A 25,937-nucleotide genomic window follows, 5' to 3' on the forward strand; every position below is an offset into this window, starting at 1 on the left:
TTAGCGAGCCTTCTCCACGATGTCCAGGAGACGGAAGTGCTTGTCCTTGGACAGAGGGCGGGTCTCCTCGATGCGGACGCGGTCGCCGACACCGGCGAGGCCTTCCTCATCGTGAGCCTTCACGCGAGAGTTACGGCGCATGATCTTGCCGTACAGTGCGTGCTGCTTGCGGTCTTCGAGCTCGACAACGATGGTCTTGCTCATCTTGTCGGACACGACAATTCCGGAGCGAACCTTACGTGCGCCCTTTTCAGTGTTAGTCACGTTTGCCTCACTCATGCGGCGTCACCACCAGGGTTGGTAGACAGACCGAGCTCACGCTCGCGCAGGACGGTGTAGATGCGGGCGATGTCGCGCTTGACGACGCCCAGACGACGGTTGTTGGACAGCTGGCCGGTAGCCATCTGAAAACGAAGGTTAAACAGCTCTTCCTTCGCCTCGGTCAGACGGGTGGTCAGCTCTTCGTTGTTGAGCTCACGGAGCTCGTGGGCCGGGGTTCCGGTAGCCATTAGAACTGATCCTCCTTCTTAACGATGCGAACCTTGCATGGGAGCTTGTTTCCTGCACGACGCAGGGCTTCCAGAGCCATTTCCTCGTTCGGGTAAGAAACCTCGAACAGGATGCGGCCTGGCTTGATGTTAGCCACCCACTTTTCCACTGGACCCTTACCGGAACCCATACGAACGCCGAGCGGCTTCTGGGTCAACGGACGGTCAGGGAAAATGTTGATCCACACCTTGCCGCCGCGCTTGAGGTGGCGGTTGATGGCGATACGGGAGGATTCGATCTGACGGTTGGTGATGTAGGTAGGCTCCAGAGCCTGGAGTCCGTAGTCACCGAACGTGATCCGGTTACCACCCTTGGATACACCGGTACGGTGTGGGCGGTGCTGACGGCGGTACTTAACGCGCTTCGGGATAAGCATGTTTCTTAGCCCTCCTGCTTCTGCTCTGCGCGCTGACGACGTGCGCCACCGCGACGTGGACGCTCACGGCGAGCGCCACGGGATGGTCGCTCTTCACGAGCGTTCATCAGGCTCTCGCGACGGCCGCCAACCACGTCACCCTTGTAGATCCACACCTTGACGCCGATGCGTCCGAAAGTGGTGTGAGCCTCGTAGGTTCCGTAGTCGATCTCAGCGCGGAGGGTGTGCAGTGGAACGCGACCCTCGTGGTAGCGCTCGGTGCGTCCCATTTCCGCGCCGCCCAGGCGACCGGAGCAAACGACCTTGATGCCCTTGACCTGTGGCTGGCGCATAGCGCCCTGGATTGCCTTGCGCATTGCGCGACGGAATGCCACACGGTTGGTCAACTGCTCAGCGATGGACTGTGCCACCAGCTGTGCGTTGGCATCGATGTTCTTGACTTCGAGGATGTTGAGCTGAACCTGCTTGCCCGTGAGCTTCTCCAGCTGGCCGCGAATGCGGTCAGCCTCGGAACCACGACGACCAATCACGATGCCCGGACGGGCGGTGTGAATGTCCACGCGGACACGGTCGTGGGTGCGCTCGATAACAACGTCGGCGATGCCGGCACGATCGAGGCCCTTGGACAGGAACTCGCGGATCTTGATGTCTTCTGCGAGGTAATCAGCGTACTGCTTGTCGGCGTACCAGCGAGAGCGCCACTCGGAAGTGATACCCAGCCGGAGGCCGTGCGGTTGGATCTTCTGGCCCACTACTGAGCACTTCCCTTCTGACTCTCGACAACCACAGTGATGTGGCTTGTGCGCTTGCGGACGTGGAATGCACGACCCTGGGCGCGTGGACGGAATCGACGCATGGTTGGTCCCTCGTCGGCGAATGCCTCGGAGATGACCAGGGAGCGTGGATCCAAGCCAAAGTTGTTCTCTGCGTTAGCTGCCGCGGACGCGACAACCTTTGCAACTGGCTCGGAAGCTGCCTGTGGGGCGAACTTCAGCAAAGCCAGGGCGTCCTCCACGGACTTGCCACGGATCGTGTCGATCACACGGCGTGCCTTCATTGGAGTAACGCGCACGAATCGCGCGGTTGCGCGTGCGGAATTCACGGTCTCAGTCATAACTATCGACGACCCTTCTTGTCGTCCTTGACGTGACCCTTAAAGGTCTTCGTCGGGGCGAACTCGCCCAGCTTGTGTCCAACCATCGAGTCATCGACGAACACTGGCACGTGCTTGCGACCATCGTGGACTGCAAAGGTGTGACCAATGAAATCGGGCAAGATGGTGGAACGACGCGACCAGGTCTTGATGACCTGCTTGCCGCCCTTTTCGTTCTGAACGTCCACCTTCGCTAGGAGGTGTTCGTCGACGAATGGGCCCTTCTTCAGGCTGCGTGGCATTCTCTACTACCTCCTCTTAGCGCTTCTTGTTCTTGTTGGAACGACGACGGCGAACGATCAACTTATCGCTCGGACGGTTCGGCTTGCGGGTACGTCCCTCAGGCTGGCCCCATGGGCTCACTGGGTGACGACCACCGGAAGTCTTACCTTCACCACCACCGTGTGGGTGATCCACAGGGTTCATAACCACACCACGGACGGTTGGGCGAACGCCCTTCCACCGCATACGGCCGGCCTTACCCCAGCGGATGTTGATCTGGTCAGCGTTGCCGACCTCACCAACGGTTGCGCGGCAACGGATGTCGACGCGACGGATTTCGGAAGATGGCATACGCAGGATTGCGTACTTGCCTTCCTTACCCAGCAGCTGGATGGAAGAACCAGCGGAACGGGCCATCTTGGCTCCGCCACCTGGCTTCAACTCAACAGCGTGGATGGTGGTACCGGTTGGGATGTTGCGCAGTGGCAGGTTGTTGCCAACCTTGATGTCGGCGGTTGGGCCGGACTCCAGCAGCGCACCCTGCTTCAGGTTGCGTGGAGCGATGATGTATCGCTTCTCGCCGTCCCGGTAGTGCAGCAGGGCAATGTTGGCGGTGCGGTTCGGGTCGTACTCGATGTGAGCAACCTTTGCCAGCACGCCGTCCTTATCGTTACGACGGAAGTCGATAACGCGGTAGCGGCGCTTGTGGCCGCCACCTTTGTGACGAGTGGTGATGTGGCCGTGAACGTTACGGCCGCCGGTCTTCGACAGCGGGCGCAGCAGGCTCTTCTCCGGAGTGGAACGAGTGATTTCCTCGAACTGGGAGACGGAGCTCTGGCGGCGACCCGGCGTAGTCGGCTTGTACTTGCGAATAGCCATACTTTTGCTTCCTCTTTACCTTTCGGGTCCTTCAGGCCTTAAGCCTGACCACCGAAGATGTCGATCGGATCGCTGCCGGCGACCAGGGTCACCATGGCGCGCTTGGTGGCCTTGCGCTGGCCGTAACCGGTGCGGGTGCGCTTGCGCTTGCCCTCACGGTTAGCGGTATTGACGCTAGACACCTTCACGCCGAAGATCTGCTCGACGGCAATCTTGATTTGGGTCTTATTGGAATCTGGATTCACCAGGAACGTGTAGACGTTCTGCTCCATCAGTGCGTAGGACTTCTCAGATACGACTGGAGCGATGATGATATCGCGAGGATCGGCAATAGTGCTCATTACTTAGCCTCCTCCTTCGTCGTCTGAGCTGGCGTAGCAGCATCGATGAATGCGTTCAGGGCCTCGACGGAGAACACCACGTCATCGGAGTTCAGAACGTCGTAGGTGTTCAGCTGATCGTTGATCAGAATGTGAACGCCTGGCAAGTTACGTGCAGACTTCTGAGCGGTGACGTCTTCGCGGGTCAGTACGAGGAGTACGGACTTACGACCAGACAAGCGCTGCAGCAAGTTCAGAGCGGACTTGGTAGACGGAGTCTGACCAGGAACCAGCTCCTCCACAACGTGGATGCGATCGTGACGCACGCGGTCGGTGAGGGCACCGCGCAGAGCGGCGGCCTTCATCTTCTTTGGGGTGCGCTGGGAGTAGTCGCGAGGCTGAGGTCCGTGAACCGTGCCACCACCGGTGAAGTGTGGTGCGCGGATGGAACCCTGGCGAGCACGACCGGTGCCCTTCTGACGGAAAGGCTTACGTCCACCACCGCGGACGGCGCCGCGGGTCTTGGTGGCGTGAGTGCCTTGACGCTTGGCTGCCAGCTGAGCGGTAACAACCTGGTGCATCAGAGCGACGCTAGCCTCAGCATCGAAGATGGAGGCAGGCAGCTCAACTGTGCCGTTGGTCTTACCCTCAGCGGTGTGTACATCAAGCTTTAGATTGCTCATGCGTGTGCACCGCCCTTCACTGCGGTCTTCACAACGACGAATCCGCCGTTGATACCCGGTACTGCGCCCTTGATGAGCAGCAGGTTGGACTCGGTATCGACTTTGGCGACCTTCAAGTTCTGCATGGTCACGCGATCGTTACCCATGCGGCCAGCCATACGCTTGCCCTTGAATACGCGACCTGGGGTCGCGGCCTGGCCGATGGAACCAACGCGGCGGTGTGCCGCCTGGTTACCGTGTGCAGCACCCTGGCCCTTGAAGCCATGGCGCTTCATGCCGCCGGCGTAGCCCTTACCCTTAGAGGTGCCGGTGACGTCGACGAACTTCACGTCGTTGAACAGTTCAACGGTGATGTCCTGGCCGACTTCGTAGCTGGATGCGTCTTCGACGCGGATCTCAGCGACGTGGCGACGTGGGGTCACGCCAGCCTTCTTGAAGTGACCTGCTTCAGGCTTGTTGGCCTTGCGTGGGTCGATTTCGCCGAAGGCGATCTGGACGGCTTCGTAGCCGTCGGTTTCCTTGGTGCGAACCTGGGTAACAACGCACGGCCCAGCTTCAACGACGGTTACCGGAACAACCCGGTTTTCCTCGTCGAAGATCTGAGTCATGCCGAGCTTCTTGCCCAGGATGCCCTTGATCTCGATTTCACTCATTAATTTTCTCCGCTGCCTAAAGTTCAGTTATCTCTCGAGGAACTAGATGGTCCCGGATTACTGAATGTTGACGTCGACGCTGGCCGGAAGATCGATGCGCATGAGAGCGTCAACGGTCTTCGGGGTTGGGTCGAGAATGTCGATCAGACGCTTGTGGGTGCGCATCTCGAAGTGCTCGCGAGAATCCTTGTACTTATGCGGCGAACGGATGACGCAGTACACGTTCTTCTCGGTTGGCAATGGCACAGGTCCTACTACACGAGCGCCAGTGCTGGTTACCCGCTCGACAATCTTCTTGGCAGAAGCGTCGATAGCCTCGTGATCATAGGCCTTGAGCCTGATGCGGATCTTTTGTCCCGCCACGCTTGTCCTCTTCCTCAGCATTCACGCTTGCAGGATGTTTATCCTGCTTCGCTTCACGCCTCTTATCTTGTCTCAACGCTGTCCGGCCGTGAGGCCTGGTCCAGTCGCCAGTTTCGCTTGTGTATTTACAACCTTCACGTGCCGTTATCGTGGTTGCACCGCAAATGAACGGGATTTCCTTAACGCGCAAGGTGTAAATCCACGAGAAATTATTTTTCAGCTATCCGCGACGGCCATTGCCGCCAACACATGCCATATATTCAATTTCACGCTTGGAAGGGACGAGCACCCCCACGATGATTCGTGGCGTGGATGTCCGCAAGCCTTCGCTTACTGCCGCTGTTCATTTACCATGCCCCACTCCGGCACCCGCTGTCGGGCGTGTCGTCCATGTTGACAGCGTTTACCGCACAGCAAAGCTTCCATCACCTCTGGAAGATGACGGTCTTTACTGACGATGGATCATGCTCACTTCACCATCGGTGCCTTCTTGAAACTTCTCGCCAGGCAGTTCCTTGTGGGCTTACCTGAACCGTGTGGTTCTCATGCACCGTGTTAAAGCAACGTTTGATAGTTAACCATAGATGTTGGACAAGATCAAAAAAGTTTTGGCAATCTCGGCGCAGCTACCCGGTACATCCTTCGACCATTAGTGTAGAGAGCGTGAATGTACCCCGTAATGACCCCGAATACGTTGCCGAGCGTCGTCGCATCATCCGGGAGCACCACCCGGACCGCGGCGGCTCTGACCAAGCGCTGATCCGCGCTTTACAACAGTTGGACGAGCAATGGGACCGCAAGCTCCGTCTCCGTAAGGAGATCCGCGACAACCTTCCTTCGTTCATTCCCGAGGACGTTGCCATGCAAGCATTTGATCAGGCGGATCGTTGGGCAGGGCGTGTCCGCGACGGTGCGGATCAAATGCGTCGTCGTTTTGATGACGGCCGTCCGGGTAACGGTGATTTTTCTCGACGCCTGGGCCGTACCGTCGGAACCGTTCGCAAAAGGATCGGAGAGGAGTTCGATAAGCGCCGGCGATAGCTTGGCCCTCTCCCAGGATCCTTAGACTACGAGCTGCTGTCCCCCCCCCAAGAGACAAAAAACTCCCGCGAGGTAAGGAAATACCTCGCGGGAGTTTTTAGATGCCCAAGTGGGCTGGTTCCACAAAGTGGAACCCAGCGATACTACTTGGTGATCTTGGTAACGCGACCAGCGCCAACGGTGCGGCCACCCTCGCGGATAGCGAAGCGCAGGCCCTCGTCCATTGCGACAGGCTGGATCAGGGTGACGGACATATCAACGTTGTCACCAGGCATAACCATGTCGGTGCCCTCTGGCAGCTTCACAACACCGGTAACGTCGGTGGTGCGGAAGTAGAACTGAGGACGGTAGTTGTCGAAGAATGGGGTGTGGCGGCCACCCTCGTCCTTGGACAGGATGTAGACAGAGCCCTCGAACTCGGTGTGAGGGGTGTAAGCGCCTGGCTTAGCAACAATCTGTCCACGCTCAACATCTTCGCGCTTCAGGCCACGCAGCAGCAGTGCGGCGTTGTCGCCTGCCTCTGCGGTGTCCAGCAGCTTGTTGAACATCTCGATGGAGGTAACGGTGGTCTTCTGGGACTTCTCACGAATACCCAGGATCTCGACCTCGTCGTTGAGGTTCAGGATGCCACGCTCCACACGACCGGTAACCACGGTACCGCGGCCGGTGATGGTGAAGATGTCCTCAACTGGCATCAGGAATGGCTTGTCGGTCTCGCGCTCTGGGTCTGGGATGGAATCATCGCAAGCCTGCATGAGCTCGATGATCTTCTCAGTCCACTCTGCGTCGCCCTCAAGAGCCTTCAGTGCGGAGATGTGAACAACTGGAGCCTCTTCGTCGAACTCCTGCTCGCCCAGCAGCTCACGAACTTCCATCTCGACGAGCTCGAGGAGCTCCTCGTCATCAACCATGTCGCACTTGTTCAGTGCAACGAGGATGTAAGGAACACCAACCTGGCGAGCCAGCAGAACGTGCTCGCGGGTCTGTGGCATTGGGCCGTCGGTAGCAGCCACAACCAGGATAGCGCCGTCCATCTGGGCAGCACCGGTGATCATGTTCTTGATGTAGTCGGCGTGACCTGGAGCATCCACGTGTGCGTAGTGGCGCTTCTCAGTCTCGTACTCCACGTGGGAGATGTTGATCGTGATGCCACGCTCCTTCTCCTCCGGCGCCTTATCGATGGCGTCGAAAGCGAAGGACTTGTTGATCTCCGGGTACGCATCTGCCAGCACCTTGGTGATTGCAGCGGTGGTGGTGGTCTTGCCGTGGTCGACGTGACCGATGGTGCCGATGTTAACGTGCGGCTTCGTACGCTCGAACTTAGCCTTCGCCACTGTGTGTCCTCCTGGACTTCTCGGTGGCTACGACTCTCGCAGCCACATACTTATCTTCGTTTCCGACGTCCTCCGCCTGCCACCTGGTGGTGCAAGTTCTGGAGCAGTCGGCGTCTATCTTGCCATTGTCACTAACGTGCATAGTGCCCTCGCTGCCCGTTCAGCAGATTTGTTGAGGACAAATGCTGTGTCCGTTAATGGGGCAACGGCCAGCACACCGCATACTACGCGATATGACCCGATGTTGAAAAACCTAGTGTTCCCCAGAGGGGAATTTAGGGAAGTTTTCGGATTATACGGAGTGCTGACCCCTACCCAAGGGTCAGGGATCTGGCCACGTGCGCGCCAGATCCCTTTGGTGGTGTTGGGCTACCAACTACTAGGAGTTGGAACCACCGGTGCGCTCTTCGATGATTTCCTGAGCCACGTTGGATGGAACCTCAGCGTAGGAATCGAAGATCATGGTGAAGTTTGCGCGGCCCGCGGTGCGGGAACGTAGGTCACCGATGTAGCCGAACATCTGGGACAGTGGCACCTTCGCGGTGACAACCTTTGCGCCGGAACGATCATCCATGGAGGAGATCTGTCCACGACGGGAGTTCAGGTCGCCGATCACGTCGCCCATGTAGTCCTCAGGGGTGATGACCTCAACTGCCATGAGTGGCTCCAGCAGAACTGGCTTTGCCTTCGCAACAGCTTCCTTCAGCACCTGGGAACCAGCGAGCTTGAAGGCCATTTCGGAGGAGTCCACATCGTGGTAGGCACCGTCGAGCAGGGTGGCCTTGATGTTCACCAGCGGGTAGCCAGCGAGGTAACCGTACTGCATGGCATCCTGGATACCTGCGTCCACGGATGGGATGTACTCCTTGGGAATACGTCCACCGGTGACGGCATTCTCGAACAGGTAGTTCTCCTCGGAGCCCTCTTCTGGGTTGTAAGGCTCGATGCCGACGATGACGCGTGCGAACTGACCGGAACCACCGGTCTGCTTCTTGTGGGTGTACTCGAGCTTCTCCACTGGCTTGCGGATGGTCTCGCGGTAAGCCACCTGTGGCTCACCAACGTTTGCTTCCACCTTGAACTCGCGCTTCATGCGGTCCACGAACACGTCCAGGTGCAGCTCGCCCATGCCGCCGATAACGGTCTGGCCAGTCTCTTCGTCCAGCTCCACGGTGAAGGTTGGGTCCTCTTCCGTGAGCTTCTGAATAGCCGTACCCAGCTTCTCCTGGTCAGACTTGGTCTTGGGCTCGATGGACACCTTGATCACTGGATCCGGGAAGTCCATGGACTCGAGCACGATCTGGTTGTTCATGTCGCACAGGGTGTCACCGGTAGTGGTGTCCTTCAGTCCGATGAACGCGTAGATGTGACCAGCGGAAGCCTTCTCCACTGGCTGCTCCTTGTTGGAGTGCATCTGGAACATCTTGCCGATGCGCTCCTTCTTGCCCTTCACGGTGTTGTACACCTGCGCGCCGGACTCCACGGAGCCGGAGTACACGCGGATGTAGATCAAACGACCGAAGAATGGGTGGGTCGCAACCTTGAAGGCCAGAGCGGAGAATGGCTCGTCAGCGGAAGGCTGACGGGTCAGCGCCTTCTCTGGGTCATTAACGTCCAGGCCCTTGATGGAACCGACGTCCATTGGGTTAGGCAGGAATTCGATAACGGCGTCCAGCATTGGCTGCACACCCTTGTTCTTGTAGGCAGAGCCACAGTAAACCGGGTAGATCTCGGAGTTCACGGTGAGCTTGCGGATCTGAGCCTTGAGCTCGTCCTCGGTGATTTCCTCACCAGCGAAGTAGCGGTCCATGAGCTCTTCATCGGACTCAGCAACGGTCTCGATGAGCTTCTCGCGGTACTCTTCAGCCTTTTCCTTGAGATCCTCAGGGATCTCTTCGATGGTGGCCTCGGTACCGATCTCGGTGACGCCGCGCCAGGTCAAAGCCTTCATCTGCAGAAGGTCAACCACGCCATCGAAGTCATCCTCTGCGCCGATTGGCAGCTCCATCACCAATGGCTTGGCACCCAAACGATCGACGATGGTGTCCACGGTGAAGTAGAAGTCCGCACCGAGCTTGTCCATCTTGTTCACGAAGCAGATACGAGGCACGTCGTACTTGTCAGCCTGACGCCAAACCTGCTCGGACTGTGGCTCCACGCCTTCCTTGGCGTCGAACACGGCGACAGCGCCATCGAGGACACGAAGGGAACGCTCCACCTCAACGGTGAAGTCCACGTGACCAGGCGTGTCGATGATGTTGATCTGGTTGCCTTTCCAGAAACAGGTGGTCGCAGCGGAGGTAATGGTGATACCTCGCTCCTTCTCCTGCTCCATCCAGTCCATCGTGGACGCACCATCGTGAGTCTCACCGACCTTACGGTTAATGCCGGTGTAGTAGAGAATGCGCTCGGTGGTGGTGGTCTTACCGGCATCGATGTGCGCCATGATGCCGATGTTGCGGACCTTCTTCAGGTCAGTCAACGCTTCAAGTGCCACTGGGTAACCCCGCTCTTATCTTGGTTGAGAGCGACCCGGTGCCTTGAGAACCATCACGCATAGTTGTGGGGAACCTCGAGGCCTCGCGAGTCGCGGGCTGTATAGTTACTCGATCTATTGTGCCAGTTTGCGCTGCATCTTTCGACGCAGACGTCTCACTAGCCCGCTGCACCGGTAAAAGTGATCGGGTCTTTACCGGGCTAAAGCCCCAGCCGCATGATGCGGAGGGGCTTTAAAAGTGTGACTACCAGCGGTAGTGGGCGAAGGCGCGGTTGGCCTCTGCCATCTTGTGAGTATCCTCACGACGCTTCACGGAAGCGCCGAGACCGTTGGAAGCATCCAGGATCTCGTTAGCGAGACGCTCAGTCATGGTGTTCTCACGACGCTGACGGGTGAAAGTCACCAACCAGCGCAAAGCCAGGGTGGTGGAGCGACCTGGGCGAACCTCAACAGGCACCTGGTAGGTAGCGCCACCGACACGGCGGGAACGCACCTCGAGGGCTGGCTTGACGTTGTCAAGAGCCTTCTTGAGGGTCAGTACTGGGTCGGTTCCGGTCTTGTCGCGGCACTGCTCGAGTGCACCGTAGACGATGCGCTCGGCGGTGGACTTCTTACCGTCGAGCAAGACCTTGTTGACCAACTGGGAGACGATTACGTCGCCGTATACTGGATCCTTTGGGAGTGGACGTGCTGGTGCTGGACCTTTACGTGGCATGTTCTACTTCTCCTTCTTGGCGCCGTAGCGGGAACGAGCCTGCTTACGATCCTTGACACCCTGCGTATCGAGGGAGCCACGGACGATCTTGTAGCGAACACCTGGGAGGTCCTTCACACGACCGCCGCGCACGAGCACCATGGAGTGCTCCTGCAGGTTGTGGCCCTCACCTGGGATGTACGCGGAAACCTCAATGCCGGAGGTCAGGCGCACACGGGCGACCTTACGCAGTGCAGAGTTAGGCTTCTTTGGAGTGGTGGTGTACACGCGGGTGCACACGCCACGACGCTGAGGGGAGCCCTTCAGCGCGGCGGTAGCTACCTTCGTGGTCTTATCGTGGCGGCCCTTACGGACCAGCTGCTGAATAGTTGGCATGAACCGACTTTCTTTAGGTCTGATCTTCAATATCCGGCTCTGCACTTTCCTGTGCAGCGGACGGTATCAACGGTCTTTGTCCACATGAGTGGGGGAAATACGGGCTAGACATGAAAAAATAGGGGCTCTTTTTTGGGGCCCTACCAGATGTCTAGCTCTGGCTCGTCAGAGTAGTTACTGAAACGGAATCAAGCTCCTAGTTTCAATAATTCACAACAAGCAAGCCGAGCTCCCACCGCACGAGACGGGGGACTATGTTGCATGCTACCGCTCCCCCAGCCGGATTCCAAAATCACTTCACTTATTAACAACACCCTTCACGCAGCACCTCCCGCAACCGCGAGTCGCTGAGCTGCTCGACCATCCATGGGCTAAAGGCGAACGGGGTGGCGTCGATCGAGGAAAAGAGGTCCACCGGTGCCACCCAGCGATGATCACACACCTCAGCCAGATTAGGCGCCATCTCCCCCACCGCACGGGACACGAAGACGGGACATACCTCCCACTCCACAATCCCACTCGCATCCACAGCGCGATACTCGAAATCGGGGATTACCGCAGACAAGTCATCAACCTTCAACCCCAATTCTTCAACGGCTCGGCGTAACACGGCTTCCTCGTGCGATTCCCCTGGCCCTGGGTGACCACATACTGAATTCGTCCACACACCTGGCCATGCCTTCTTAGTCAACGCTCGCCGAGTGATGAGCACCTCACCGCGGTCATTGAGGATATAGCAGGAAAACGCCAGGTGCAGAGGTGTGTTTTTCGTGTGCACCTCTGACTTAGGCGCGTGCCCGGTGGGGTTGCCTTGATCATCGAGGAGAATGACAAGTTCCTCGTTGGTCGACTTGGTAGTCATGGTTTCTTTCTTCTCCTCGTTGTATTCCTTGATGTTCTTTTCCGACGCCACGCTCACCCCATCCAGCCGCCTATCCATTTATAAACACCCAGATGAGCGTCATGGATACCACCGCCCCCACTAGGTAATTAGCCCACAGAAATACCTTCCACGCCTTATGCACGTCGAAGGCTTGTTCTTCGCTGATGTTCCAGAATCGAGCCGCATTGATTACGTACAAGAGGTTGGCGACCGCCACTATTAGCCCAGGGATCCCTAAGGTTAGGAGGAGCGCACTGGCGATTACGTAGGCACACACCGCCAAACGCACCGTTGTGCGGCCACCCAACTCCGTGGCGATGGAACGCAAACCGCCTTCACGGTCTGCTTTAACATCCTGTACTGCCCCTAGGGCATGAGAAGCCGCACCCCATAAGAAGAACGCCACGATGATGATCCAAAACTGCGCAGGCAGCTGGTCATTCTGCATCGTGCCACCCACCAACGCGGGAGACACAAAGTGTGTGGATGAGGTTATTGAATCGATCACTGGCCGTTCTTTGAACCGCAGTTTCGGCCCGGAATACGCATAGACTGCGGCCAAACTCAGGGTCAGCCATCCTGCGGATTGCCACGTTCCAGCTACATAGAGCGCTACCGCAAAGGGCACTACGGAAATAGGGGCTGCCCATAACACGGTGGGGTGCAGTGACTTCGCTAGGACTGCGCCCTCCACGCCGCCCTTGCGCGGATTCCTAATGTCAGATTCATAGTCGAAGACATCGTTTATTCCGTACATCGCGATGTTGTAAGGGATCAGGAAGAACAGCACGCCCACAATGAATACCCAGTCCACACTCCCCCCGAGCAGCAGGTATGCGGCTCCGTAGGGGAAGGCCGTGTTCACCCAGCTAATTGGTCGCGAGGAGCTAAAGACGGCTGTGATCCTCTGCATTAGGGTTGGGCGCGAGCCTTGCGAAGTCCGATTAGTCATTTGCTATGCCCTTTCCACAACGCAGGCACCAACAGCGTCACGAATATCGCATAGAACAAATCCTCCACCGGCACCTGCCCAAGTTGCCATCCCATTCGCTTGTCATCGTTATACCCCACGAGACCAGCCCAAATCATCAGGTTGTCGAAAAAAATTGTGAGAATCAGAACGCTAACCGTCACCGTGCCAAGAATCCACAGTTGCCTACGCTTCGCTTCTGCCCCACCGCGTTTGTGTTCCTTCACTACGGAGCACGAAGCCATAACTATCGCAACCACCAGGAAGGGCAGGCTGATGTACAGGTAGATCACAATTCGCCTCCGGACTCAAGTATTCGTTTCTGCCTCACGTGGTCAAGCAAGATCCTCGAACCCGACGTCAGGTTGAGCGTGAGATAGGTGAGAAAGAAAAGGAATACTGGTTCCTCTAGGGGCATCTCCGGTGCCAGTTCGATGCCCAACATGTACGGAGAATCCCCGCGATAAAATACCCCGTTGAGGATGCCCAGTGCATCCCACACGAGCAACAACCCCACGGTGACGATCGAGATGAGACTGGCCCTGGTGGCGTCGAGAAAGAAGGCGAGTTTCCACCGATGATCGCAGATCACCATGCAAACCAGGGTTAACAACAGAAACGCAAGATAAATGATAGTCATGAGCGCATCACTGTGTTCCTAAAGCGCTGGTAGAACCGTCACCGCGCATTCGCTTGAGCACGTTCTCCGCCGAAATCAGACACATGGGCACGCCCACACCAGGAACGGTCGTCCCACCTGCGTAAAGGAGGTTGTTCACCTTCGTAGAGCGATTCTTGCCACGTAGGAATGCGGACTGCCACAGGGTATGAGCAGGCCCCAGCGCCCCACCCAGCCAGGAGTGGTAGCGATCTTCAAAATCCGCTGGGCCTATGGTGTGGCAGGCAATAATGCGCTGGTGAAGATCATCGATACCGGCCCACTCGGCGATCTGTGTGATTGCAGCATCAGCAATTGCTTGAACGGGGTCAGACGCGGTCTCCGCGTAGATGTTTCCATGTCCCAGGGCCGGGTCAGCGGCGACGGGGACCAGGACAAACAGGTTCGAATGGCCTTCGGGGGCCACGGTGGGATCAGATTCCGAGGGTTTCGAAATATATATTGAAGCCGAACGATTGATGTTGGTGGTACTTGCGTGTCCGGTACCTGCGTGGCCAGTGTTTGCATGTCCAGTACTTGCGTTACCTGGATTCGTAGAACGCACAGACGGCTCAAAAACTGCGTCAAAATCCGGTGTCCAGTCGTGGCTAAACATCAGATTGTGGTGGGACAGTTGAGGTAGCTCCCCTTTCACCCCGATCATGACTAATACCGTGCTGATGCCTGGATTTCGATGTGTCCACCACTTCTCCGGATAGGACTGCAGCTCCCTGGGGAGGAGCTCAGTTTCCGTAAAATGCATGTCCGCAGTGCTCACCACCACGTCAGCTGGAATCATCTCCCGCTGGCCATTCGATTCCACATGGATGCCTGTCGCCTGAGTCCGGCCGGCGCCATCTTGGGTGTGGATCGCAACACAAGAGGTCTCAAAAAGGATCTCCACACCCCGCTGCTTAGCAAGTTTGTGCAGGGATTCCACTACTGCCGTGAAACCACCCAGCGGATACTTCACCCCTTGAACCAAGTCGGTGTAACTCATGAGCTGGTAGAGAGCGGGGGTATCTTCTGGGCGCGAGGATAGAAACACCGCTGGATAAGTAAGAATTTGCCGCAAGCGAACGTCCGTGAATTGGCTGGAAACGTGCTGGGAAAGGGAGGCAAGCAAGTTCTTCAGCAAGTCGATCCCGGCACCGATGGATCCTAAACCAAGAAATGGCCTCAGGTTGCTAAACGTGGTGTAGAGGAAGTTCTCTACCGAGACCGCGTAAATTTCACCGGCCTTCGCTAGGTACGCTTCCAGTTTCTTCCCGGCACCGGGCTCAATGTTTTCGAAGAGCTCAGCCAGCGTGGCCGGGTCTGAACTGACATCGAAATGAGCTGCACCCTCTGGGAACACTCGGTATCCGGGCTCTAGATTCACCAGTTCGAGCTGATCCTCGGTGCTGGTTCCAGCCAGCGCGTAGAAGTTGTCATAGGCTTCTGGCATCAGGTACCAGGATGGGCCGGTGTCCCAGCGAAAACCGGGTGTAGCAGGATCTTCAAGTGAACCTGCGCGGCCGCCCACGGTGCTATTTTTCTCCACGATGGTGACACTGGAACCCTCTTCAGCTAATAGAACTGCAGTAGCCAAACCGGCGATTCCAGCACCGATGATGACAACACGGCCTTCCGAACGAGGGGTGGAAGGTTTCATTGAGAGGGGTCCTTAGATGTTGAGGGCAAGGTGGTAGGCCGAGCGCTGATGGCCATAATTAACGCTCGTCCGATAGAGAGCACAGCGATAAGAATTTTGTGGGAATCCCTAATACTGATGCGCCCGCTGCGAACTTCATCTGCCGAAGCGCCGGAAATTTTTTCGGTCAGAGCCTGGAAGAGCCCTGTTGCCGCGAGAACTCCTGCACGGGCGCCTAACGGCAGCAGGGGAACTGTTTTCCGCGCGTTCAGGAGATCACCGCGGATGTCAGCCACTATCAATGCTTTGCTTTTGTCGTTGAGTCCTTGGTCAAGGATTTCGGGGAAATAAATCCGACCGAGGTCTCCGGTATCTTCTGCGTAATCCCTCAAGAAGTTGATCTTCTGGAATGCTGCGCCCAGTGCGCGAGCACCTAATACCAGTGTTTCTCTTGTTTCTTGTTGGATATCATCACGGTCTTGAAGGAATACGGATAAGCACATCAGGCCTATCACTTCGGCAGAACCGTAGATGTACTCACTCAGACTTTCAGCGTTATGTGTGGCCTTAGACAAGTCCATGCGCATCGAACGAAAAAATGCCCGGACGTTTTCAGGATCGAAGTGACACCGTCGCGCTGTGCCGGCATAGGCATGCAGGACAGGGTCCACATGGAACCGGTAGTGCGGCGCTGCCAGCACAGCTCGCTCATAACCGTCGAGCATTTCGACGATCTCATCATGTGGTAGGCCAGCGTGCTCAGCCGTTCCGTCAACAATTTCGTCTGCAATGCGCACCATTGCGTAGAGGTTGCGGATGTCCGCGCGCATACGGGGCGCAAGAACGTTTGTGGCGACTGAAAAGCTCGTGGAGTACGTACTGATGACCTGGTGTGCAGATCTGTCAGCCATCGCATCATAACGGGTGAGCACAGCAGGAGCCGGTGCCTTAGACACCCAGCTTGTGGAGGTTTTCATCCATGAGGGCAGCAATTCCCATCAGTCCTTCCTTCACATCGGATGGCAATTCCAGGCTCTGGGCAAGGTCACACGCATCCTCCAATGCGGCTCGGGCTTCTGCAGCTACCGCTTTGAGAACTGCCGCGAGATCGCTGTCTCCCTCAGAGTTTAGGCGAGCAGTCACCATGGTGACTCTTTGTTTTTCGATATCCCCTTGATGGCCAGTCACGTCATCGGCTGCTTGGAACGCGAACCCGAACGAATTCGCAATGGGAACCATTACTGACAAGTCGCGTCCGGCCGCTAACGCTCCCAGCATTAGTGGGGCACGGAATGTATAGGCACTGGTTTTCATGTGATTGCTCAAACGGACGTCATTGAGGGTGTGAGTACTCTGAGGCACGCGATGAGCGACGTCGCTGAGTTCACCATGGATGGATTCCGTCATGGCATCCACAAGGATTCGCACGGCCGGTGCCTGCAACTCCACCGGCACAAGCTCGTGACACGCCAAGTCAATAGCTCCCGCTATGGCCATGTCACCGGCCAGCACCGCGAGCGAGTCTCCAATGTGTACATCCTGAGCTACCTGGCCCAAGCTGTTATGAAAAGACATTTCACCACGCCGTGTGCAGTCTGCATCGATGAAGTCATCATGCACCAAGAACGCTCCGTGAAGCAGGTTCACAGCAGCGCCGAATGCAACCGCCGCGTCGTACTGTGAACCCTTAACTCGGCCGGCTGCGATATGAACCAACCTGCTACGGATGTGCTTACCCGCCAAGGTTATTCTGCTCAATTCTGAGTAGGAATGTTTGAGAACCGGTGTGGCCTGAGCACTGATCGGCACTAAATCTTGGAAGTATCGTTCCAACAGCAGCTGAGTATCCCGCATCGCGTTCGCAGTGTGATTCATCGCTGCACCAAAGTATCGATGAAATCCGGAAGTTTACCTCTAGCACTGAGGCGTTCCTGCGGAAGTTGTTCCTTCCAATTCACCCAGATCGTATGGAAACCGCGGTAAAAACGACACAACATCTGCCGGGTACCCTTCAAGGGGCGGGGATCCGTCGGCAGGACGAGGTCTTTTTGTAACCAAATCGTCTCTTCTGGACGGACTGCGAATGATAAGTGCAAATCCTCATGCACCAAGGTGTCAGAAAAGTCTACTGATTCATCGATTTCTTTCCACCACGATGAACGAATGCAGCAATTTGTCCCGAAAAGCGGGTAATGTCCTAGCGCCCAGCGCGTAGTGGTCCAATAAGCACCCATGTAAAGAGAGCTCATGATCCTCCCATACGATCCGGGAGTAACGAATTCTGCACCTCCGGACAGGCCTACAACTGAGTTTCCGGTGTATTCATCTGCACGATCCCAAATTTGATGCAGGCGGATGATCGTGTCTTCAGGAACCACCACGTCAGCGTCGATACGAAAGAGGACATCGCCTGTGGCTGCGCGAAAACCAGTTTGCATGGCCCAAGTGATTCCCCGCCGGGGTTCTGAAACCACCCGCGCGCCATAACGCTCCGCGATGTCTGCTGAGTCATCGACAGAACCATTATCAACAACGATGACTTCTTCAGCAGGCACTATCTGGTTCTGCAATGATGTGAGACAGTGGGCGAGCAAATCACCGTCGTTCAGACATGGAATCACAACCGATATAGATCGGCAGCGTTCAACCGCAAGCGGCAGTCTTACTGGGTCCGTCTTAATCTTCTAAACTACCTTGCCTTGGAGGAAACAGGCACAGCTTCATTGCGCCCCAGCTTTTCCTAATAATTGCTAAGCACATACTAACACTGCGCTTGGTCTGCTCCGCAGATTTTTCAGACAAAGTAGGTAAACCACTCGAGGTCCGGCAAACGCCCCGCAGGGAGTATTTCCCAGCGGGGCGTTCGAAGCATTTCCACAAATTAGAGGTGTTAGATCCCCATGTCATCCAGTGGCACGGCAGCACCGGTGAATTCACCGTAGCTATCGTCGCCGTAGAAACCATCACCAAAGGAGGACGGAATGGAGTAAGCAGCAGCGCGCGCTTCCTCTGTCGGCTCCACAGAGATGTTGCGGTAACGAGCAATACCCGTACCAGCCGGGATCAACTTACCAATAATCACGTTCTCCTTCAGGCCGATCAGCTTGTCGGAGCGCTTATTGATAGCAGCATCGGTAAGCACGCGAGTGGTCTCCTGGAAGGAAGCCGCGGAGAGCCAAGACTCGGTAGCCAAGGAAGCCTTGGTGATACCCATGATCTCTGCGCGAACCTCTGCAGGACGGCCTCCGGTCTTGACTGCTTCCTTGGATGCAGCAACTGCGTCCGCGTGCTCCACCAGGGAACCTGGCAGGAACTCGGTAGAACCAGAATCAATCACGGTCACGCGGCGCAGCATCTGACGCACGATGATCTCGATGTGCTTGTCGTGGATAGCCACGCCCTGGTCACGGTAGACCTTCTGCACTTCGTTGATCAGGTGCTTCTGCACACCACGGCGGCCGAGCACACGTAGAACCTCGTGTGGATCGGTCGCGCCCTTAAGCAGCTGCTGACCCATCTTGACGTGGTCACCATCGCGCAGTGGGCGCTCCACTCCGCCGGTACCCAGGGTTGCGAGACCCTGACGCTTAGACAGCTTCTCGTAGACAACGTCTTCGGAGCCATCATTTGGAACGATCGTGACCGTATAGAAGGTCTCGTCGTCCTCGATCTTGAGCTTGCCGTCGACAGAAGCGATTGGGGACTTAGCCTTCGGCACGCGAGCTTCGAAGAGCTCCTGCACACGCGGCAGACCACCCGTAATGTCGCCACCCACACCACCGAGGTGGAAGGTACGCATGGTCAGCTGGGTACCCGGCTCACCAATCGACTGTGCAGCCACGATGCCCACGGCCTCGCCAATTTCCACCTTCTTGCCGGTCGCCATGGAGCGTCCGTAGCAGGTGGAGCACAGGCCGGTTGCGGTGGCACAGGTCATCACGGAGCGTACCTTGATGAACTCAACGCCAGCGTTGACCAGGCGGTCCACGTCAGACTCGTTGACAACTTCTCCCTTAGCCAGGATGACGTTGCCCTCAGAATCTTCAGCATCCGCAGCCAGGTAACGGCCCACGATGGAGGTCTCAAGGAAGTCCGCGCGACCGAACTCTCCGGTCTTGTTGCCCTTTCCGTCGAGCACTGGAACAGCAACCTCGAGGTTGACGCCCTGCTTGGTGCCACAGTCGTCTTCGCGAACGATGACGTCCTGGGACACGTCGACGAGACGACGGGTCAGGTAACCGGAGTCTGCGGTACGCAGTGCGGTATCGGCCAGGCCCTTACGGGAACCGTGGGAGTTGTTGAAGTACTCCAACACGGACAGGCCTTCACGGAAGGAGGTCTTCACTGGGCGAGTGATGTACTCACCGCGGGAGTTGGTAACCATGCCCTTCATGCCGGCCAGGGTCCAAATCTGACGCATGTTACCGGCTGCACCGGACTTCACGATCATCGGAATTGGGTTGTCATCTGGGTAGAGTGCCTCGACGGACTCACCAACGAAGTCGGTAGCTTCCTTCCACAGGTCAACCAGGGACTGGTAGCGCTCGGCTTCGTTGATCTTGCCGCGAGCCAGCTTCTTCTCGATAACTTGGGCCTTGGCCTCGTAGTTATCCAGAACTTCCTGCTTGTTCGGCAGAACCAGCACGTCGTGCATGGTGATAGTCACTCCAGAGCGGGTTGCCCAGTAGAAGCCAGCGTCCTTGAGCTTGTCCACCGTCTGCGCCACGGTAATCATTGGGTACTTCGCCGCGAGGTCGTTAATAACAACGGCCTGAGGCTTCTTCGCCATGACCCCTTCAACGTAGGCGTAGTTCCATGGAAGGAGCTCGTTGAATAGTACGCGCCCCAGAGTGGTCTCCGCCAACCAGGTCTGGCCACGCTGCCAACCATCAGGGAAGCGGTCGGCTTCAATCTCGGCGGTTGGGCGCAGGTGGCTGATGCGCACCTTGATTGGCGCCTGCAGACCCAGCACACCACGGTCGTACGCCATGATGGCCTCGGCCAAGGAGGAGTACACGCCCTTTTCTGGGCTGGTATCCGTCGCTGGCTGGTAAGCACCGTGTCCGCCGAACTCGTCCTCGCCCTTTTCCAGGGTCAGGTAGTACAGGCCGGTCACCATGTCCAGACGTGGCATAGCCAGTGGCTTACCGGACGCTGGGGACAGAATGTTGTTGGAAGCCAGCATCAGGATGCGAGCCTCGGCCTGAGCCTCTGCGGACAGTGGCAAGTGCACTGCCATCTGGTCACCGTCGAAGTCGGCGTTGAACGCTTCACATGCCAGAGGGTGCAGCTGAATAGCCTTGCCCTCCACCAGGATCGGCTCGAACGCCTGGATACCCAAGCGGTGCAGGGTTGGTGCACGGTTGAGCATCACTGGGTGCTCGGAAATAGCCTCTTCCAGCACGTCCCACACCTCGGGACGCTGACGCTCCACCATGCGCTTAGCGGACTTGATGTTCTGCGCGTAGCTCTTCTCCACCAGACGCTTCATCACGAATGGCTTGAACAGCTCCAGCGCCATCAGCTTCGGCAGACCACACTGGTGCAGCTTCAGCTGAGGACCAACGATAATTACGGAACGACCGGAGTAGTCCACGCGCTTACCCAGCAGGTTCTGGCGGAAGCGGCCTTGCTTGCCCTTGAGCAGGTCAGACAGAGACTTCAGCGGGCGGTTGCCCGGTCCGGTGACTGGGCGACCGCGACGACCGTTGTCGAACAGCGCGTCAACGGACTCCTGCAGCATGCGCTTCTCGTTGTTCACGATGATCTCGGGAGCACCCAGATCCAGCATGCGCTTGAGGCGGTTATTGCGGTTGATCACACGACGGTAGAGGTCGTTAAGGTCGGAGGTTGCGAAGCGTCCACCGTCCAGCTGCACCATTGGGCGCAGCTCTGGTGGGATCACGGGGACGCAATCCAGGATCATCGCTGCGGGATCGTTGCCGGAGCGCAGGAACGCAGCGACAACCTTCAGACGCTTGAGAGCACGCAACTTCTTCTGTCCCTTGCCGTCACGGATGACGTCGCGCAGGATTTCCGCTTCTGCTTCGAGGTCGAAGTTACGGATCAGAGTCTGAATAGCCTCTGCACCCATTCCGCCAGTGAAGTAATCCTCGTAGCGGTCCATCAGCTCGTTGTAGATGTTCTCATCCACAATCATCTGCTTTGGAGCCAGCTTGACGAAGGTGGTCCAGATCTCGTCTAGCCGGTCAACTTCGCGCTCGGCGCGCTCACGGATGTGGCGCATTTCGCGCTCAGCCGCAGTCTGCACCTTCTTCTTGGCATCGTTCTTTGCGCCGGCAGCTTCCAGCTCTGCCAGGTCATCCTCGAGCTTCTTGGCGCGGTCGGCCAACTCGCTATCGCGGTCAACCTCCACTTCCTTCTTCTCGAGCATCATTTCTGCCTCGAGGGTGGACTGATCGTTGTGACGACCTTCCTCATCCACGGAGGTGATGATGTTGGCTGCGAAGTAGATGATCTTTTCCAGATCCTTCGGAGCCAGGTCCAACAGGTAGCCCAAGCGGGATGGAACGCCCTTGAAGTACCAGATGTGGGTTACGGGAGCGGCGAGCTCAATGTGGCCCATACGCTCACGACGCACCTTGGACTTGGTGACTTCCACACCACAGCGCTCGCAGATGATGCCCTTGTAGCGGACACGCTTGTACTTGCCACAGGCACATTCCCAGTCACGGGTAGGACCGAAAATACGCTCGCAGAATAGACCGTCCTTCTCAGGCTTGAGGGTACGGTAGTTGATCGTCTCCGGCTTCTTGACTTCGCCACGAGACCAACGACGGATGTCGTCGGCAGTAGCTAGCCCAATGCGAAGCTCGTCGAAGAAGTTAACGTCTAGCACGTGAACTTCCTTTCCCCTCCTGAAGCGGAGGGCCTTGGTGGTGATCTAAAGGTCAGGTTTGGGTTAAGGGAGCGCGCTAGCTGACGTCGAGGTCAGCGTCTGGGCGCTCGTCACGCGACAGGTTGATGCCGAGGGCTGCGTTAGCGTTCTCCAGCTCGTCATCGTCGTCGGACGCCAACTCCATTGGGGTGCCGTCTGCGGCCAGTACTTCCACGTTGAGGCAGAGGGACTGCAGCTCCTTGAGGAGCACCTTGAAGGACTCGGGAATACCCGGATCCGGGATGTTCTCGCCCTTCACGATCGCTTCGTAAACCTTCACGCGGCCAACCACGTCATCGGACTTGATGGTCAGGAGCTCCTGCAGGGTGTAGGCAGCGCCGTACGCCTGCATTGCCCACACCTCCATCTCACCAAAGCGCTGTCCACCGAACTGTGCCTTACCACCCAGTGGCTGCTGGGTAATCATGGAGTAAGGACCAGTGGAACGGGCGTGAATCTTCTCATCGACCAAGTGGTGCAGCTTCAGCATGTACATGTAGCCGACAGACACTGGGTATGGGTAAGGCTCACCGGAGCGGCCGTCCATCAGTGCTGCCTTGCCGAAGTCATCCACCAGCTTGATGCCATCGCGGTTGGTGTTAGAAGACCGCAGCAGACCGGACAGCTCAGCGTTGGACGCACCGTCGAACACGGGGGTGGCCGTCAAGGAATCTGCAGGAACCTCGTACAGATCAGAAGGCAGGGTCTCCAGCATCTTCTGGATCTTTGGATCCTCAGACTCGGTGTCCACGGTCCAGCCGGCCTTAGCCAGCCAGCCCAAGTGAACTTCCAGAACCTGACCGATGTTCATACGACGTGGCACACCGTGGGTGTTCAGGATGATGTCAATCGGGGTGCCGTCCGGCAGGAACGGCATGTCTTCCTGAGGCAAGATCTTGCCCACAACACCCTTGTTGCCGTGGCGGCCGGCGAGCTTGTCGCCGTCCTGGATCTTGCGCTTCTGTGCCACGTAGACGCGAACCATCTCGTTAACGCCTGGGGCGAGGTCGTCGTCGTCCTCACGAGAGAACACACGCACACCAATGACCTTGCCGGTCTCGCCGTGAGGAACCTTCATGGAGGTATCTCGAACCTCGCGAGCCTTTTCGCCGAAGATGGCGCGCAGCAAGCGCTCCTCTGGGGTCAGCTCAGTCTCACCCTTCGGGGTGACCTTGCCGACGAGGATGTCGCCGTCGCGAACGTCGGCGCCGATGCGCACGATGCCGCGTTCATCGAGATCCGCCAGAACGTCCTCGCCCACGTTAGGAATTTCGCGCGTGATTTCCTCTGGGCCCAGCTTGGTATCGCGAGCATCGATCTCGTGCTCTTCGATGTGGATGGAGGTCAGAACGTCATCCTCAACCATGCGCTGGTTCAGGATGATGGCGTCCTCGTAGTTGTGACCTTCCCATGGCATGAAGGCAACTAGCAGGTTCTTGCCCAGAGCCATTTCTCCGTTGTCCGTGCCCGGACCATCAGCGATGACCTGGCCAGCCTCAACGCGCTCACCCTCGTCAACCAGAGGCTTCTGGTTGTAGGAGGTGCCCTGGTTGGTGCGCTCGAACTTGCGGAGCATGAAGGTATCGCGGATGCCTTCATCGTCCATGATGGTGATGTAATCAGCGGAGACGAACTCCACCACACCAGCCTTTGGAGCGATGATCATATCGCCGGCATCGTATGCAGCGCGCAGCTCCATACCGGTACCCACGAATGGCGCCTCGGCGCGCAGCAGTGGAACAGCCTGACGCTGCATGTTGGCGCCCATCAGCGCACGGTTAGCATCGTCGTGCTCGAGGAACGGAATCATAGCGGTTGCCACGGAAACCATCTGTCGTGGCGACACGTCCATGTAATCCACCTCGGCCACGGGGACGACCTCCACGTCGCCGCCGCGGAGGCGCACCTCAATGCGATCCTCAACAAAGCGGTGGTTCTCATCGAAAGGCGTGTTGGCCTGTGCGATGACGTGGCGATCTTCCTCGTCCGCAGTGAAGTAGTGAACTTCGTCGGTGATCTGACCATCGATCACTCGGCGGTACGGTGTCTCGATGAAGCCGAATGGGTTCACGCGTGCGAAGGAAGACAGCGATCCGATCAGACCAATGTTTGGACCCTCGGGAGTCTCAATTGGGCACATGCGGCCGTAGTGAGAAGGGTGCACGTCTCGCACTTCCAGACCAGCGCGGTCACGGGTCAGACCGCCTGGACCCAGCGCGGACAGACGACGCTTGTGCGTCAAGCCCGACAGGGAGTTGTTCTGGTCCAAGAACTGGGACAGCTGGGAGGTTCCGAAGAACTCGCGGATCGCTGCAGACACTGGACGCACGTTGATCAGGGAGGTAGGAGTGATGGACTCCGCGTCCTGAGTGGTCATGCGCTCGCGAACCACGCGCTCCATGCGGGACAGACCCACGCGAACCTGGTTCTGGATCAACTCGCCGACGGTACGCAGGCGACGGTTACCGAAGTGGTCGATATCGTCGGTACCGATTGGGATCTCGATGCCCTCTGGGGAAGTCATGGACTTCTCGCCAGCGTGCAGGCGCACCAAGTACTCGATGGTGGTGAGGATGTCCTCTTCGGTGAGGGTCATCGTGCCATCGTTGTCGCCACCCAAGCCCAGCTTGCGGTTGACCTTGTAGCGGCCCACCTTTGCCAGGTCGTAGCGCTTGGCCTTGAAGAAAGAGTTCTCCAGCAGGGCCTGAGCGGAGTCGCGTGTAGGAGACTCGCCTGGACGCTGCTTGCGGTAGATCTCCAGCAGGGCCTCATCCGTGTTGGCCACGCCGTCCTTTTCCAGCGTGGACATCATGATCTCGGAGAAGCCGAAGCGCTCAGTGATCTCTTCGGTGGTCAGACCGAGGGCCTTGAGCAGCACGGTTACTGGCTGGCGACGCTTGCGGTCGATGCGGACACCGACGGTGTCGCGCTTATCGACGTCAAACTCCAACCATGCACCACGGGAAGGAATGACCTTCACGGAGTGCAGGGTGCGCTCGGTAGACGCATCCATGGATGCGTCGAAGTACACGCCTGGGGAGCGTACGAGCTGGGAAACAACGACACGCTCGGTGCCGTTGATGATGAAAGTGCCCTTGTCCGTCATCATCGGGAAATCACCGATGAATACGGTCTGGGACTTGATTTCACCGGACATAGAGTTGGTGAATTCCGCGGTCACATACAGTGGCGCCGCGTAGTTGATGTCCTTGTCCTTGGCCTCGTCGATAGTGGACTTCACTTCGTCGAAGCGTGGCTCGGAGAGTGTCAGCGACATGTTCTCCGAGTAGTCCTCAATCGGGGAAAGCTCGTCGAGGATGTCCTCGAGTCCGCTGGTAATGCGGACGCCTTCCCCAGCCTCTGCTTGTGCGTTGGCGCGCCACTGTGGCGAGCCAACGAGCCAAGCGAAGGACTCTCGTTGAAGGTCAAGAAGGCCAGGAACCTCGATGGGAGCGTCGATCTTAGCGAAAGAGTATCGCTGCGAAGCTCCGGGGATTCCGGCCACTGAACTTGTCTGGCGGGAGACTGCCAAGATGGGTCCTTCCAGCACCTCATGCACCTCTATCTGCGTGGTGGAGCTGCAGATAGTTAGCGCATTTGTTTGAGCGTACGGTCTTGTGATGGTCTACTTTGTTTGGAAATAATTCTCCCCATCATCAACAGCTTGCAGGCCAAACTTCGAGCGAAAATGCCGAAGTGACCTCGTCAAATCACGTTTTCGCGATCATTGCCAAG

The 25,937-nt window shown here is 57.5% G+C and carries 26 protein-coding genes; 1 reads left to right on the top strand and 25 read right to left on the bottom strand.

Annotation, left to right across the window (positions count from 1 at the left end; translation table 11 throughout):
- The 11 genes from rpsQ to rpsJ are packed head-to-tail and all read right to left on the bottom strand — an operon-like array spanning nt 1 to nt 5,198.
- Complete coding sequence (rpsQ, locus tag CS919_RS02835) at nt 1-279, bottom strand: 30S ribosomal protein S17 (RefSeq protein ID WP_099297975.1); 279 nt, start codon at nt 277-279, stop codon at nt 1-3.
- On the bottom strand, nt 276-509 hold the full coding sequence (gene rpmC, locus CS919_RS02840) for a 50S ribosomal protein L29 (protein ID WP_099297976.1): 234 nt from the start codon (nt 507-509) through the stop codon (nt 276-278). Before rpmC ends, rpsQ begins: the two co-directional genes overlap by 4 nt.
- Nucleotides 509-925, bottom strand: a complete 417-nt coding sequence (gene rplP / locus CS919_RS02845; RefSeq protein ID WP_099297977.1) for a 50S ribosomal protein L16 — start codon at nt 923-925, stop codon at nt 509-511. The genes rpmC and rplP overlap by 1 nt, the downstream gene beginning before the upstream one ends.
- A 5-nt stretch (nt 926-930) precedes the next feature.
- Nucleotides 931-1,677, bottom strand: a complete 747-nt coding sequence (gene rpsC, locus CS919_RS02850; RefSeq protein ID WP_099297978.1) for a 30S ribosomal protein S3 — start codon at nt 1,675-1,677, stop codon at nt 931-933.
- Nucleotides 1,677-2,039 (bottom strand): 50S ribosomal protein L22, encoded by a 363-nt coding sequence (rplV, locus tag CS919_RS02855; RefSeq protein ID WP_099297979.1) that lies wholly within the window; start codon nt 2,037-2,039, stop codon nt 1,677-1,679. Before rplV ends, rpsC begins: the two co-directional genes overlap by 1 nt.
- A gap of 2 nt (nt 2,040-2,041) precedes the next feature.
- Complete coding sequence (rpsS, locus tag CS919_RS02860; protein ID WP_099297980.1) at nt 2,042-2,320, bottom strand: 30S ribosomal protein S19; 279 nt, start codon at nt 2,318-2,320, stop codon at nt 2,042-2,044.
- A gap of 16 nt (nt 2,321-2,336) precedes the next feature.
- Nucleotides 2,337-3,179 carry a 50S ribosomal protein L2 gene (gene rplB, locus CS919_RS02865; RefSeq protein WP_099297981.1) on the bottom strand — a complete coding sequence of 281 codons (843 nt, stop codon included), beginning with the start codon at nt 3,177-3,179 and terminating at the stop codon, nt 2,337-2,339.
- A gap of 38 nt (nt 3,180-3,217) precedes the next feature.
- Nucleotides 3,218-3,520 (bottom strand): 50S ribosomal protein L23, encoded by a 303-nt coding sequence (gene rplW / locus CS919_RS02870; RefSeq protein ID WP_099297982.1) that lies wholly within the window; start codon nt 3,518-3,520, stop codon nt 3,218-3,220.
- Nucleotides 3,520-4,182 carry a 50S ribosomal protein L4 gene (gene rplD / locus CS919_RS02875; RefSeq protein ID WP_099297983.1) on the bottom strand — a complete coding sequence of 221 codons (663 nt, stop codon included), beginning with the start codon at nt 4,180-4,182 and terminating at the stop codon, nt 3,520-3,522. Before rplD ends, rplW begins: the two co-directional genes overlap by 1 nt.
- Nucleotides 4,179-4,835: a 50S ribosomal protein L3 gene (rplC, locus tag CS919_RS02880; protein ID WP_099297984.1), complete on the bottom strand. Its 657-nt coding sequence runs from the start codon at nt 4,833-4,835 to the stop codon at nt 4,179-4,181. The genes rplD and rplC overlap by 4 nt, the downstream gene beginning before the upstream one ends.
- 57 nt (nt 4,836-4,892) lie before the next feature.
- Nucleotides 4,893-5,198 carry a 30S ribosomal protein S10 gene (gene rpsJ, locus CS919_RS02885; RefSeq protein ID WP_099297985.1) on the bottom strand — a complete coding sequence of 102 codons (306 nt, stop codon included), beginning with the start codon at nt 5,196-5,198 and terminating at the stop codon, nt 4,893-4,895.
- A gap of 663 nt (nt 5,199-5,861) precedes the next feature.
- On the opposite strand from rpsJ, the gene CS919_RS02890 reads away from it, so the two are divergent.
- Nucleotides 5,862-6,239, top strand: coding sequence for a hypothetical protein (locus tag CS919_RS02890; RefSeq protein WP_099297986.1), 378 nt, complete (start codon nt 5,862-5,864; stop codon nt 6,237-6,239).
- A 143-nt stretch (nt 6,240-6,382) separates the two neighbouring features.
- Here the strand turns inward: CS919_RS02890 and tuf are convergent, their stop codons facing one another.
- The 14 genes from tuf to rpoB form a co-directional block, all read right to left on the bottom strand.
- Nucleotides 6,383-7,573 carry an elongation factor Tu gene (tuf, locus tag CS919_RS02895; protein WP_099297987.1) on the bottom strand — a complete coding sequence of 397 codons (1,191 nt, stop codon included), beginning with the start codon at nt 7,571-7,573 and terminating at the stop codon, nt 6,383-6,385.
- A 379-nt stretch (nt 7,574-7,952) separates the two neighbouring features.
- Nucleotides 7,953-10,070, bottom strand: a complete 2,118-nt coding sequence (gene fusA / locus CS919_RS02900) for an elongation factor G (RefSeq protein ID WP_099297988.1) — start codon at nt 10,068-10,070, stop codon at nt 7,953-7,955.
- Between the two features lie 244 nt (nt 10,071-10,314).
- On the bottom strand, nt 10,315-10,785 hold the full coding sequence (gene rpsG / locus CS919_RS02905; RefSeq protein ID WP_099297989.1) for a 30S ribosomal protein S7: 471 nt from the start codon (nt 10,783-10,785) through the stop codon (nt 10,315-10,317).
- A 3-nt stretch (nt 10,786-10,788) separates the two neighbouring features.
- Nucleotides 10,789-11,160, bottom strand: coding sequence for a 30S ribosomal protein S12 (rpsL, locus tag CS919_RS02910; RefSeq protein WP_099297990.1), 372 nt, complete (start codon nt 11,158-11,160; stop codon nt 10,789-10,791).
- Nucleotides 11,161-11,464: 304 nt separating this feature from the next.
- Nucleotides 11,465-12,022, bottom strand: a complete 558-nt coding sequence (gene idi, locus CS919_RS02915; protein ID WP_099298042.1) for an isopentenyl-diphosphate Delta-isomerase — start codon at nt 12,020-12,022, stop codon at nt 11,465-11,467.
- Between the two features lie 70 nt (nt 12,023-12,092).
- The gene (locus tag CS919_RS02920) at nt 12,093-12,956 is read right to left on the bottom strand and encodes a prenyltransferase (protein WP_099298043.1); all 864 of its coding nucleotides are present in this window, start codon (nt 12,954-12,956) and stop codon (nt 12,093-12,095) included.
- 35 nt (nt 12,957-12,991) lie between these two features.
- On the bottom strand, nt 12,992-13,306 hold the full coding sequence (locus CS919_RS02925; protein ID WP_099297991.1) for a lycopene cyclase domain-containing protein: 315 nt from the start codon (nt 13,304-13,306) through the stop codon (nt 12,992-12,994).
- Nucleotides 13,303-13,653, bottom strand: coding sequence for a lycopene cyclase domain-containing protein (locus CS919_RS02930; protein ID WP_099297992.1), 351 nt, complete (start codon nt 13,651-13,653; stop codon nt 13,303-13,305). The genes CS919_RS02925 and CS919_RS02930 overlap by 4 nt, the downstream gene beginning before the upstream one ends.
- 7 nt (nt 13,654-13,660) lie before the next feature.
- Nucleotides 13,661-15,325, bottom strand: a complete 1,665-nt coding sequence (gene crtI, locus CS919_RS02935) for a phytoene desaturase family protein (protein ID WP_099297993.1) — start codon at nt 15,323-15,325, stop codon at nt 13,661-13,663.
- Nucleotides 15,322-16,281: a phytoene/squalene synthase family protein gene (locus CS919_RS02940; protein WP_099297994.1), complete on the bottom strand. Its 960-nt coding sequence runs from the start codon at nt 16,279-16,281 to the stop codon at nt 15,322-15,324. Before CS919_RS02940 ends, crtI begins: the two co-directional genes overlap by 4 nt.
- Complete coding sequence (locus tag CS919_RS02945) at nt 16,253-17,179, bottom strand: polyprenyl synthetase family protein (RefSeq protein WP_099297995.1); 927 nt, start codon at nt 17,177-17,179, stop codon at nt 16,253-16,255. Before CS919_RS02945 ends, CS919_RS02940 begins: the two co-directional genes overlap by 29 nt.
- Nucleotides 17,176-17,925 carry a glycosyltransferase family 2 protein gene (locus CS919_RS02950; RefSeq protein ID WP_234990773.1) on the bottom strand — a complete coding sequence of 250 codons (750 nt, stop codon included), beginning with the start codon at nt 17,923-17,925 and terminating at the stop codon, nt 17,176-17,178. Before CS919_RS02950 ends, CS919_RS02945 begins: the two co-directional genes overlap by 4 nt.
- Before the next feature lie 269 nt (nt 17,926-18,194).
- Nucleotides 18,195-22,163: a DNA-directed RNA polymerase subunit beta' gene (locus CS919_RS02955; RefSeq protein WP_099297997.1), complete on the bottom strand. Its 3,969-nt coding sequence runs from the start codon at nt 22,161-22,163 to the stop codon at nt 18,195-18,197.
- 76 nt (nt 22,164-22,239) lie between these two features.
- Nucleotides 22,240-25,752, bottom strand: coding sequence for a DNA-directed RNA polymerase subunit beta (gene rpoB / locus CS919_RS02960; RefSeq protein WP_099297998.1), 3,513 nt, complete (start codon nt 25,750-25,752; stop codon nt 22,240-22,242).
- Between the last annotated feature and the right edge of the window lie 185 nt (nt 25,753-25,937).

Origin of the sequence: Corynebacterium dentalis (assembly GCF_900232865.1) — a bacterium.
Taxonomy (GTDB): Bacteria; Actinomycetota; Actinomycetes; order Mycobacteriales; family Mycobacteriaceae; genus Corynebacterium; species Corynebacterium dentalis.